The following is an 11,057-nucleotide window of genomic DNA, read 5'->3' on the forward strand; positions in this document are numbered from 1 at the left end:
TTTGAGGCGATCAGCCTCACTCAATTCAAGCACTTTTATATGTTTCATGATTCAATTTCTAAAATATCATGAGACAATATTAATAATTTATGCTGAATATAAAAATATTTTAGATCACTTACTTAATTGGTAACCATATAATCCTGGCGTGCTATACGGTACTCACTCAGGTTTGTCTGAACTATAAAACCTTTTTTCAATAATGATTTAATAACCGGGACATACTCCATGATATCCAACTGAGTACAATCAAAGTATGATGCAATATCATCAATATCACAACTTCTTCCACTGCAGCTACGATCGAATAAAGCTGTAAAAATAATTGCTTCTTCTGTATTGTCTAAACCTAAAAGTTCTTTAAGACAATTCAGAGACAATACCATTTCTTTACCGCCCAATCGTTTAAGTTTACTGTTATGGAGCTTTGAAGCTACTGCCTTAATTAACTGTATCAATGTTTTTTCCATATCATTTTGTTTTATGCCACAAAATTGCATAAGTACTTATGCCAAATTTAGGTATAGATATAGAAAAAACAAATAAATTTGATCAGAAACATAGATTTATGACCTTTTTTATAATCCTCTCATAACATTTTCTACTGCTATAATATATTTCGGATCTTCCGCATACCCAATCTTATCAAGCCAAAGCAGATAATTTCCACCTTTGTATTTATATTGCACTTTAGTATAATAAGTCCGGACACTTTCTGTCCAATGATTGAATTCATAGTATTTCCCTGTACGGGGATTGGTCAATCCGAAAAGATTGTGCTTGTTCCGGCATACTGATGAACGGAACCATCCTGTCTCCAGAATAGCTTGGGCCAATACTATTTTGGGATATAGGATTCCGTTTCTTATGATTTCTTTATAAAGATTGGGGATAGTAAGTTCAGGAAGATTGTTTTCTGCTTGATTTTTTTCCTTTGCAGTATTTTGCACTTCTGTTTTCAGGGATGCTTTTCTGTCACTATTCCGGCTATTTTCTTCTGATTCATTATGATTGTTTGATCTTATAGTCAGGGTATCCTTTGCCATCATCTTATTCTTTTCCCCTTTTGTAACATCCTTTTCTACATGCTTATAGGCCTCTTTTTGTCTTTCTGTTGGCAGAAGTTCCGAATCTCTGGTTATCGTATAGAACTGTGCCGATACGCTTACCGGTAGCAGCATTAACAGCAGTGAAATCAGAATAGTGTTGTGCATTTCTTTTTCAGGAGATTGCCGTGAATACATTTGTGGCATTCAGGCGGTTAGAACCGCAAATATAACAGCTTAATTACAGTAATATGGAAATGCACAACAGAAATCAGTCCGATTTGTTGCCATACGAAAAACTGGCAATACTGGGTATCGACCGTGAAAAGGCGGACAGCTTACCCATGGAAGTGAAGGAGAAGCTGATGGCAGGTGAAGTGACTCCCATCATGCAGGTATCCATCAACGCAAGGAACGGCAGCATCATCACCATGCCGATGAAGCTTCAGATGACTACAGACAAGAACGGTGCTCCGGCTCTTATTGCCTATCCGGTACGTGCCGAACTGGACCGGGAACGAAACAAGGTTCTCAACCTCACTCAGCAGGAGGCTGAACGTCTGGCCAGAGGTGAGGTAATACAGAAGGCTGTCAACGTAAACGGTGAAAAGACTCAGCAGTATCTCCAGCTTGATCCGGAAACGAAATCCGTCATTCACAAGCGTGCCACTGACATAAAGCTGGAGCAGCGTCTGAAGGACATGGAGAAGGTAAACGACATTGAACTGGGTATGCAGCAGAAGCAGCAGGTACGGGAGGGAAAACCTGTTGAGCTGAATGTGGGCGGCGAAAAGGTTTCAGTCGGCATTGACCTGAAAGAGCAACAGGGATTCAGGCTTATCAAGGGGGACATGAAAGAATGGGAAAGACAGCAGAAACTCCGATATGACGAGATTCATCCTGAATACCTCGGCCTTGTCATGACTGACAAGAACCGTTGGGAATATCAGAAGGTGGTGGACAGACAGTCCGTTGAGCGTGCCATTTCACTCTCTCCATCCCGGAAGGAAACAAAAGCAAACAGCCTTAAACTCTAATACTCGATTCCTATGGCCAAAAAGACAGATTCAGATAATGATAACGGTATCATACGGCAGTTCAACGAACTGAAGAAGAAGCATCCGGATGCCATGCTGCTGTTCAGACGGAACAGTTTCTATGAACTCTATAAGCAGGATGCCGTCAAGGCTGCCGCAGTGCTTGCCATCGAGATTACAGACAGGATGCTGCCTGACTACAAGAGACCAATAAAGGTTGCATCATTCCCACAATCGGTACTTGACGTTTATCTGCCCAGACTGATACGTTCCGGAATAAGGGTTGCAATCTGTGATGCACTGGACAGTCCTTTGAAGAAGAAGGCCGGACAGGACAAGGCTGAGAATAATGACAGAACCATTCAAAACAATACAGATATGGGAAAGAAGAAAAAGGAACAGGGTGTGCAGGAAGCTCCTGACAAAACAGTGGAGAACACTGTTGATGTAAAACCTGCAAGGGAAAAGAAGTCGAAGGCCAAAGCTGAAACCAAAGCTGATACCGGGACGGATAATGAAGTAAAGACCGAAAAGAAGAACGAACAGAAAACGGAGACAGCCCAGGAACGCAAGCCCCGTGAGCCGCAGATGGTGACAGCCAACGGTGAAAAGGTAACTCATGGCCATGCCTACCAGAGTACCACCAATCCTGCCGAATGGTACTTTACCGCAAAGATTGACGGACAGCAGCTCAAGCCGCAGAAGATGGATGCAGCCGACCTTGCTGCCTATCAGAACAAGGAAATGACGGTACCGCAACTGATGGAACGCTACTATCCGACAAAACTGATGCCGAAAGTATCTGAGGAAGCCTTCCGTATGCCAATGGAGATTGCAGGACCGGACGGCTCTATAACCGTTAATAAGTTCAATGTCTATAAAGAGAAGGACGAGCAGCGTCCTGACTTTGGGAAATACAAGTTCTATGTTCAGGTTGGGGATACGAACATGTCTGCCGTGGCTTCACGCCAGGACCTTAATGCCTACTTTGACAGAGTGGCCACTCCAAACCAGCTTATTGAGAAGAACTTCGGGGAACGTCTGCATCTGAAATCCGCATACGAGAAGTATCAGCTTCCTGAAGGTGTTGACCCCAAGGGTGTGCGTGTGGCCAAGGACAGGAACGACAACAAATGGAAGGTTTCGGTTGACCTTGGAGAAAAGGGACAGACTTCCCGGCATGAAATCTCCTTCGATGACGGATATTCTCTTTTCAAGACCAAGACGGCCACAAGGGAACAGATTGCGGCCAAGTATCTGAATACGGAAATAACCGGTATGGTTGCAACCAATACGGCAAAGGTGGAGAAATCGGCTTCTATGAAAATGTAACATAATCAGAAAACTAAAATACAAGTTATATGTCAGCTAAAATGAATCATGAGGAGCTTGTGGAGCTTCTGCAGGAGGGCAAGATAGGTTTCCTCCGCTTTGTTATGGACAGTGAGAATGCAGAAGATTATCTGGAGTGGTGCCGGTCACACGGTACTGACCCTTCGGATGAATCGGCCGAGTTCTATGTGGAACAGACGGACATCAGGCAGATGGACCGTCAGGTAATGGATGACGACAGCTATGGCATCTGGAACTGAATCTCAGGGAAACAGCGGGCAGGCGGCCATAGACCGCTTCGCTGCAATGATGATTGAGCGTATGCAGCATATGAAGGATACCGGATGGAAACAGGGATGGATTGGCGGCGCATCAGGTTATGCCGGACTGCCGCAGAATGTGGGTGGCAGAAACTATTCCGGTTCCAATTCCTTCTTTCTTCAGATGCATACTGCAGCCATGAACTACCAGCTTCCGGTATATCTGACCTTCAAGCAGGCGCATAACCTGAAGGCTCATGTCCTGAAGGGTGAAAAGGCCTTCCCGGTGGTGTACTGGGATATGATGATAAAGGACAGTCATGGCAAGAGGATAAGCACGGAGGAATACCGTGCAATGAGCAAGGAAGAGAAGAAGGATATGGATGTCATTCCTTTCATCAAGTCATTCCCGGTGTACAATGTGGCACAGACCAATCTGGCAGAAGTGCAGCCGGAGAGGATGCAGAAGCTCATGGACAGATTCAAGGTTCCGGAACTTCGGGATACGGAAGGTATGTACACCCATGCCGCACTCGACCGTATGGTGGAGACGCAGCAGTGGCTATGTCCGATACGTGCCGACAAGCGTGAGAACGGTGCCTATTATTCTCCCTCAAAGGATATTGTGGTGCTGCCCATGAAGGCGCAGTTCAATATCGGTGATTCTCCGGAAGAAACCTACCGTGGCGGAATGGAGTATTATTCCACCATGCTGCATGAAATGACTCACTCCACCATGACACCGGAACGTCTGAACAGGGAGATGGGCGGCAGGTTCGGTGACCCGAAATATGCCAAGGAGGAGCTGGTGGCGGAACTTACGGCTGCCATGATCAGCCATTCCATGGGCTTTGATTCCAGGATAACGGACAACTCGGCTGCCTATCTGGACTCGTGGATTGGTGTACTGAAACAGGAACCGAAGTTTATAGTATCGGTCATGGCTGACGTGAATAGGGCTTCCGACCTGATTCTTGACCATGTGGACAAACAGCGTCTGGCTCTCGGTGAGCAGCCTTATCTGGCAAAGAATGACCCGTTCACTCCTGTCAGTGCGGACGAGGAGATGCCTTTCAAAAATGCGGCCATTGTCAAGACCCGTTCCGGAGACTATGCCATCCGTGCGTCATACGACGGTGTGGAGCTGGGTCTGAAGAAGGTTTCCAGGGAAACGGCCAGGACATTCTTCCAGCTTACGGACTGGAAGGACAAGGAGGCTTTCCTGAACATGACGGCACGGAAGACATACGAACCGGAGATTACCATGATAGGCAGGAACCGGAATGCCGGTACAGGACTTGGTATATGAAATTCAGTATAACATCTTAAATCGGAAAGCATGAGTGACTACAAGGTTAATTTCAGGGAAATGAAGTCCCGTGTGGGAATTGATGACATTGCATATGCCCTTGGATACCGTCTGGACAGGAAGGCCGGTGTCGGACGCTACATCGAGCTGGTACTCGGTGAAGGCGGTAACAGGAGGGATACGCTGATTGTCAGCCATCCGAACGACAAGGCGGCACAGACCTTTTTCCGGCGTGACGGTTCCAAGGGAGATGTGGTGACACTCATCCGTGAGAATCTTTCTTCCTTTACGGTATCAGGAAAGGATGAGTGGCAGAAGATAGCCAAGGTCATGGCACGTTTTGCCAACATGCCTGAACCTGAATACAGGGAGGACAGGGAGTATGTTAAATCGGCAGGAAAATCATCAGGCATGTTTGAACCTTCCAGATATGAGGTGAAGCCGGTTGACACCGGGAAAATACCGGGACTGTTTTTCCGGCGTGGACTGTCCAAAGCGACCGTAACGGCTCTTTCGTCCTTTATTTCCCTTATAAGGGACAGGAACAACGGGAAGTTTGAAGGCTACAATATCGGATTCCCATATACTGACGGAAAGGGAAATGAAATCAGGGGGTATGAAATCAGGGGACACGGCGGCTACAAGTCCAAGGCTGCAGGTACGGATTCTTCATCATCTGCATGGGTGGCTGTTCCTTCGGGTATCAGTCCGGACAATGTAAGAAGCGTGTTTTTCTGTGAATCGGCATTTGATGCCATGGCCTTCTACCAGATGAACCGGATACAGATTGGGGACGGTGCGGCTCTGGTTTCACTGGGCGGCACATTTTCCGACAGGCAGATAACCGGAGTCATGGAGCGTTTTCCCAATGCACGTGCCTTCGACTGTTTTGACAACGACCTGGCCGGGAGGATATACGGACTGCGCATGATGGCCCTGCAGGAAGGTATTCAGATGAAGATAAGCAGGACTGACGGCGGCATCCGTATTGAAGCGAAGGGAAAGGTATTCGAGCCTGACATGGAGCGTCCCCTACCGGCCCAGATTGCCAGGCAGCTGAACATCCGGTACCGTATGGGACAGTGGCTTCCTCCAAAGGCTTTCAAGGACTGGAACGACTGTCTGCTGAACAGGCCGATGGAGCCGGTGATTTCACCACACAAAGAGGAACGTGAACAGAATCTGAGCGAACAAAGGAATAAAGGACGTAAAATCTGAATGATATGAACAGAATCAAGTTAAGAACAACGGTAGTGGCAGCCCTTGCAGTTTTTCTGCTGAAAGGTACGGACACTTTTGCACAACAGACAGACCCGACACTGACGGGTGCTGTCTTTGCACAGACTTCCACTCTTAAAAACATCTACAACAAACGTCAGAAGGCACACGAGAAAATCATTGCTGCCGAGACTGCCGTAACGGTTGCACTCGACAGGGTACACAGTGTGGAGGACAAGATGCTGGAATATCTTTCCAATGCACAGGGAGCCATGCAGAATCTCTATCAGATTAAGCGTGCCGGGGAACTGGTGGCCACGGAGATACCCCAGAACTGCAGCCTGCTGCTCAAATCGGTCGGCAGTAACCTGAAGGGTACGGCCATTGCTGCAATCGTCTCGGACGAGCTGGCTGATGCCGCAACCCAGATGGCTGCGCTTTATCCGTTCATGAAGCAGCTGGTGACTTCCGGAAGTTATGATACAGGCGGTTCTGACGGAGGCAAGGAGAAGCACAAGGTAAACCTGCTCAGTTCTTCCGAGCGGTACTACATAGCAAACGAGGTACTGACCAGGCTGGAGGCTGTCAATACCGACCTCTTTATCCTGGCATGGCAGGTACGCACACTCTCATGGAACGACCTCTGGTTCTCTCTTGACCCGGAAGGATGGGCAAACGTGATGTCCGGCAAGAACATCATAGGAGGAATCGTTGCGGACTGGAACCGGGGGTTCTCATTCAATTAATTCAAACATTGTAATTTATCAGGAATATGGATTCAGAAAAGAAGATTATAGGACGCTGTCCGTTCTGCGGCGGCAACGTGGTGAAGACCTGTAAGGGGTATCGCTGCGAAAACAACACAGGTGAGCATCCTTCTTGTGTGCTCAACATCAATGCCATCATCGGCAACCGGAAAATGAATGACGGGGAGATTGCCGAGTTTCTGGAGAAACGCCGTATCCTTCTGGACGGCTTTTCCACCAAGGAAGGAAAGACTTTCCCGACAGTGCTGGAACTTGCTGATGACGGTGCAGTAAATATGCAGTCTGTTATCGGCAGGTGTCCGCACTGCGGCGGCGAGATGCGTGTGGGAACAAGGGCTTTCAACTGTTCCAACTACAGCAATCAGGAAGCACCGTGTTCATTTGCCATCTGGAGGAATATAGGCGGCCATCAGCTGACACTGGAAGAGGCGAAGGAACTTTGTGAAAAGAACATTACTTCATCCGAACTGGAGATGTACCGGGAGGACGGTTCCATTTACCGCAAACGCCTCGGTCTTGCTCCGGACAAACTTCAAATCGTAAAGATATGAAACAGGGAAAGAAACTTCTGATACTGCCTGCAGTGGCAGTTCTGCTCGGAATGGGAACCGGCTGTTCCGGTAACAGCGGGAATAAGGCACAAGATATGGCCCAAAAGGCACTGATGGCTTCGGTGGACAATCCGGAATCCGTAAAGATTGTAGGTATCAGCAAACCGGATTCTGTCTTTGGCCGTGAGTATGTTACCATGAAGGAGAAGATGGCTCTTTCTGTGGCCATGATGAAAATCAGCCGCAGGTTTATGGAGGATACGGATTTTGATAATCCGGATACGGAAAGTCACATGATGTCTGGACAGATGAAACGTCAGATGGATGCCATGACGGCACTCCGCTCTCTGATGATTTCCGGCGAGCTGAAACCTGTAGGTGATAAAACAAGTCAGGAACGTAAGCCGTTCAGCGGTTGGAAGGTAAAGATAGAGTATGAAGCCACTGATTCTGACGGTCAACCGTACCGCTCTGAATACTGGTTTATTATGGATAAGGAAGCGCAATGTGTAATCAGGTCATTTGAAATCCCACTGTTATGAAGCTGAAAAGATTTTTATTACCGATTCTGGCAGCATGGAGTGGGCTGTTGCTCACTTCCTGTCATTGTGAACATGAAGATGTCACCGAACTGTTATCTTCCCTTCAGGTTGGCAATGTGGTTTGTTCGGACGGAAATATATTGTCCATGGACAAATTCAAGCAATTTGACAAAGAAGCTGTTGGCATAGTTTTCCATGTAAACCGAAGTCCTGATGCTGACAATCTTGGTTATGCAGTTTACATTCATGATATGGAACCACTGGCTTTTGCCGACAGTCTTGGGATTGACCAGGGTACTTCTGCATCATTGACCGAAGAAGACGGAAACAAGAACACTTATTCTTTGTTTAATAATGATGAAGTCAAGTCACCGATGGCTATCAGAACTTTTGATTTGTGGAGTTATGGGCAATCGGCTTATATTCCTTCTGTCCGGCAACTCTCATTTCTGTTTTCTGTCCGGCACCAGATTAATGAATGTATAACTGAAGTCGGTGGAACTCCGATTAATCTGAATCCGGGTGAATGCTGGTTATGGTCATCTACTGAAGTGGAAGGCCAGAAGGAGAATAAAGCATGGCTTTACTCCATGCAGTCAGGTACTATTCAGGAGACACCGAAAAATCAGGTGCATAAGTTCAGGCCTGTCATTTCTGTATATAAGAGCAAATAAATAAAAGTCTAAATATGGTCATCTGCAAAGTTTCAGATACTATATTTAGACTTTCTTCTTAAATGAAATTATATCAATTACAATCAGGTTCAGCAGCAAATAAGTACTCATCCGACTTCGTGACTTTTTACTATTTAAAATATGTCTCAATTGTAAATCTATTTGTTAGTTTTGTAAAAGAGTTATACATGAGGCACTGTCACAAGAAATCAGATATTTACAGCATTTTTATACGTAAAAAGAATATGTATAAGGAACTGTAATGTACAATCATTAACCTCAATATGTATATGAGTGCGGATGCTGTTCGTAAGTTTCCAATTTTAGGGTAGCCCCTTTTAGACGGGTGCCAGCAGGCACCCGTCTAAAAAAGAGTTCACAAATTTAACGATTATTATTTGCATATTGTCATGGGAAGCAGGTTTTCGTAATCCGTTCTTCCCTTTTTTAATTCTCTGAGCAGCCTGCAGAAGTAATCCCTGAAGGAGACACCTACCTGTTTGCAGGTTTCTATAAAGGTATTATAGATTGCGGAGTTCTGTATTCCTTTCACGCTTCCGAAGAACAGACTGTTCTTTCGTTGGACAGTGATTGGTCTTATCGCTCTTTCCGCCGCCATATTGTCTATTGAGTATTCTCCGTCATTTCTGTAGGCGAAGATCTGATTCCAGAAGTTCTTCAAATAGTTAAGGGCCTTGCTCATAAGTTCGCTTCGGTTCTCATCCGGATTTGCAAGCAGATCATAAAGCTCTGTCCTTATCCTATCGATGATTTCCGTCGTTTCCTTACTGTTCCTTCTGCGGTAAATCTCGTCTGCAGTAAGTTTTTCCCGGCGATAAGTATCTTCCATGCCGTATAGCTTTGCTATCTGCTCAAGGAAGATTCTTGCCTGCGGGCTTCCCTGGTCGAAGGCATACTTGAACTTTGCCCTTGCATGAGCCAGACAGCAGAGATGATCTATATCCATAAGTTCGTTGTCAAGATACATATATACGTTATAACCGTCACTCTGCAGTGATTTGATTTTTGCATCACCAAGGAACTCCTTCAACACATTTCTGCTCCTTCCTCCATGTTTCTGCAAACCTTCATCGTCCGTTGTGTCCTCATAAAAGAAGATGACAATACGGGCTTTTCTGTTTACCAGACACCACATATAGGTCTTGCGTTTCTTATTGTAAGCGTGGTAACGAAGCCATGTCTCGTCCACATTCACGTTCGCACCGTCCTGAAGGGCAATTTTCTTGAGGGCAGGTATCAGCTTGTTCAGCTGCATGGCACCTTTGTCGGCCCAGTTCAGCAGGTTCTGCACAGAAGTGTTCCAGTCCATATCCGACAGACGGTTTTTAGCTTCCCTGTATGCCGGTGTTGACATCTGGAAGCGGTTGAACATAAGATACGAGAGCATGTTTGCCGTAATGCTTGTACCCGGTACAATCTCATTGTAGATGTCAGCCCGGGCGTCATCTTTCATGGGAAGGAACATGCTTTCAATCCTGCCGTCGGCATGCTTTACCTTAAGCACTTCAAAGTGATGTTCCTCAATATGGCTCACGATATTTCTTATTTTACGATAGCTTGATGATATCACTACAGACCCCTCAGGAAGCATTGTATAATCGGACTTGTGTATTATCGGGGTACCTACACAGTTCTTGTTGTATCTCATCCCTTTTCTATACGGTCTTTCCTTGGAATGAGGAGTGGCCGGAGTATCCTGCGCGTCGCATGATGCGGCAGAGTCTGACTGTGGAACTTCACCAGCCGGAGCAGTGGGAGTTCCGTCAAAGTCATCCTTGTCGTCATGCTTTCCTTTTACGACCTTTTTGCGGTCAATGCCTTTAAGGCTTTTGGATGAAGCGTAAGTCTGGTTATTCATAAGTGAAAGACGCTCGACAAGGGCGTTATGCTTTTTCTCAAGCTTTTTGTATTCCTTGTCGCGGAGCTTGCATTCAATGGCAGCCTTCTCTGCCTTGCTGTTTGCCTTAAGCAGGGCATCTGTAAGGGAATCAATCTTACGGTTGGCTTCCTTCAGGTCTTTTCCTATTTCATCAAGTCGTGCTATCATTTCATCAAGCTGCTTGCTCTTGTTCTGATTCTCCTCAAACAGGAACAGGGCGAACCTCTTTATCTGCTCATTATCCATACCTTCAAGGGGTGTATGCTCCTTTTCAGGCCTGTTCATCATCTCTTCAAGATGCTTCTGTCTGAGTATGTGTTCTATGAGTTCCTCTGTTTCCATGTTCTCTAGTTATGTAGGTCGGCGGCATTGCTGCCGCTTTCCCCATTAAGAACTGTACGTGCGACTTTCACCGCATACA

At 46.2% G+C, this 11,057-nt stretch carries 12 protein-coding genes; 9 read left to right on the top strand and 3 right to left on the bottom strand.

Features of this window, described 5'->3' with window-relative positions:
• Nucleotides 1–122 precede the first annotated feature (122 nt).
• Entirely contained in the window at nucleotides 123–470 is a 348-nt protein-coding gene (locus I6E24_RS13270; RefSeq protein ID WP_235329013.1) for a hypothetical protein, read from the bottom strand.
• A gap of 108 nt (nucleotides 471–578) precedes the next feature.
• On the bottom strand, nucleotides 579–1,214 hold the full coding sequence (locus I6E24_RS13275; RefSeq protein WP_138273742.1) for a glucosaminidase domain-containing protein: 636 nt from the start codon (nucleotides 1,212–1,214) through the stop codon (nucleotides 579–581).
• A gap of 83 nt (nucleotides 1,215–1,297) precedes the next feature.
• Between I6E24_RS13275 and I6E24_RS13280 the strand changes: the two genes are divergently transcribed.
• From I6E24_RS13280 to I6E24_RS13320, 9 genes are read left to right on the top strand one after another with little or no spacing between them, the layout of a single operon-like run.
• Entirely contained in the window at nucleotides 1,298–2,083 is a 786-nt protein-coding gene (locus tag I6E24_RS13280; RefSeq protein ID WP_235329014.1) for a DUF4099 domain-containing protein, read from the top strand.
• 12 nt (nucleotides 2,084–2,095) lie between these two features.
• Entirely contained in the window at nucleotides 2,096–3,415 is a 1,320-nt protein-coding gene (locus I6E24_RS13285) for a MutS N-terminal domain-containing protein (protein WP_235329015.1), read from the top strand.
• Between the two features lie 29 nt (nucleotides 3,416–3,444).
• Complete coding sequence (locus tag I6E24_RS13290) at nucleotides 3,445–3,675, top strand: hypothetical protein (protein ID WP_235329016.1); 231 nt, start codon at nucleotides 3,445–3,447, stop codon at nucleotides 3,673–3,675.
• A complete protein-coding gene (locus I6E24_RS13295; protein ID WP_235329018.1) occupies nucleotides 3,659–4,984 on the top strand; it encodes an ArdC family protein in 1,326 nt (441 codons plus the stop codon). The genes I6E24_RS13290 and I6E24_RS13295 overlap by 17 nt, the downstream gene beginning before the upstream one ends.
• A 30-nt stretch (nucleotides 4,985–5,014) precedes the next feature.
• Nucleotides 5,015–6,202, top strand: a complete 1,188-nt coding sequence (locus I6E24_RS13300) for a toprim domain-containing protein (RefSeq protein ID WP_235329019.1) — start codon at nucleotides 5,015–5,017, stop codon at nucleotides 6,200–6,202.
• A gap of 5 nt (nucleotides 6,203–6,207) precedes the next feature.
• The gene (locus I6E24_RS13305) at nucleotides 6,208–6,948 is read left to right on the top strand and encodes a hypothetical protein (RefSeq protein ID WP_235329021.1); all 741 of its coding nucleotides are present in this window, start codon (nucleotides 6,208–6,210) and stop codon (nucleotides 6,946–6,948) included.
• A 26-nt stretch (nucleotides 6,949–6,974) separates the two neighbouring features.
• Entirely contained in the window at nucleotides 6,975–7,520 is a 546-nt protein-coding gene (locus I6E24_RS13310; RefSeq protein ID WP_235329023.1) for a topoisomerase C-terminal repeat-containing protein, read from the top strand.
• Entirely contained in the window at nucleotides 7,517–8,062 is a 546-nt protein-coding gene (locus I6E24_RS13315) for a hypothetical protein (protein WP_235329025.1), read from the top strand. The genes I6E24_RS13310 and I6E24_RS13315 overlap by 4 nt, the downstream gene beginning before the upstream one ends.
• Nucleotides 8,059–8,736: a hypothetical protein gene (locus I6E24_RS13320; RefSeq protein ID WP_235329027.1), complete on the top strand. Its 678-nt coding sequence runs from the start codon at nucleotides 8,059–8,061 to the stop codon at nucleotides 8,734–8,736. The genes I6E24_RS13315 and I6E24_RS13320 overlap by 4 nt, the downstream gene beginning before the upstream one ends.
• Before the next feature lie 394 nt (nucleotides 8,737–9,130).
• Here I6E24_RS13320 and tnpC read toward each other — a convergent pair whose 3' ends face one another.
• Nucleotides 9,131–10,978: an IS66 family transposase gene (gene tnpC / locus I6E24_RS13325; protein WP_235329029.1), complete on the bottom strand. Its 1,848-nt coding sequence runs from the start codon at nucleotides 10,976–10,978 to the stop codon at nucleotides 9,131–9,133.
• Between the last annotated feature and the right edge of the window lie 79 nt (nucleotides 10,979–11,057).

Origin of the sequence: Bacteroides caecigallinarum, from assembly GCF_021530995.1 — a bacterium.
GTDB classification, from domain to species: domain Bacteria; phylum Bacteroidota; class Bacteroidia; order Bacteroidales; family Bacteroidaceae; genus Phocaeicola; species Phocaeicola faecigallinarum.

Bases quoted from the DNA above. Each gene is read 5' to 3' on its own strand.
- I6E24_RS13270 (WP_235329013.1), bottom strand. From the start codon at position 470: ATGGAAAAAACATTGATACAGTTAATTAAGGCAGTAGCTTCAAAGCTC.
- I6E24_RS13285 (WP_235329015.1), top strand. From the start codon at position 2,096: ATGGCCAAAAAGACAGATTCAGATAATGATAACGGTATCATACGGCAG.
- tnpC (WP_235329029.1), bottom strand. From the start codon at position 10,978: ATGGAAACAGAGGAACTCATAGAACACATACTCAGACAGAAGCATCTT.
- I6E24_RS13275 (WP_138273742.1), bottom strand. From the start codon at position 1,214: ATGCACAACACTATTCTGATTTCACTGCTGTTAATGCTGCTACCGGTA.
- I6E24_RS13290 (WP_235329016.1), top strand. From the start codon at position 3,445: ATGTCAGCTAAAATGAATCATGAGGAGCTTGTGGAGCTTCTGCAGGAG.
- I6E24_RS13315 (WP_235329025.1), top strand. From the start codon at position 7,517: ATGAAACAGGGAAAGAAACTTCTGATACTGCCTGCAGTGGCAGTTCTG.
- I6E24_RS13310 (WP_235329023.1), top strand. From the start codon at position 6,975: ATGGATTCAGAAAAGAAGATTATAGGACGCTGTCCGTTCTGCGGCGGC.
- I6E24_RS13280 (WP_235329014.1), top strand. From the start codon at position 1,298: ATGGAAATGCACAACAGAAATCAGTCCGATTTGTTGCCATACGAAAAA.
- I6E24_RS13305 (WP_235329021.1), top strand. From the start codon at position 6,208: ATGAACAGAATCAAGTTAAGAACAACGGTAGTGGCAGCCCTTGCAGTT.
- I6E24_RS13300 (WP_235329019.1), top strand. From the start codon at position 5,015: ATGAGTGACTACAAGGTTAATTTCAGGGAAATGAAGTCCCGTGTGGGA.
- I6E24_RS13295 (WP_235329018.1), top strand. From the start codon at position 3,659: ATGGCATCTGGAACTGAATCTCAGGGAAACAGCGGGCAGGCGGCCATA.
- I6E24_RS13320 (WP_235329027.1), top strand. From the start codon at position 8,059: ATGAAGCTGAAAAGATTTTTATTACCGATTCTGGCAGCATGGAGTGGG.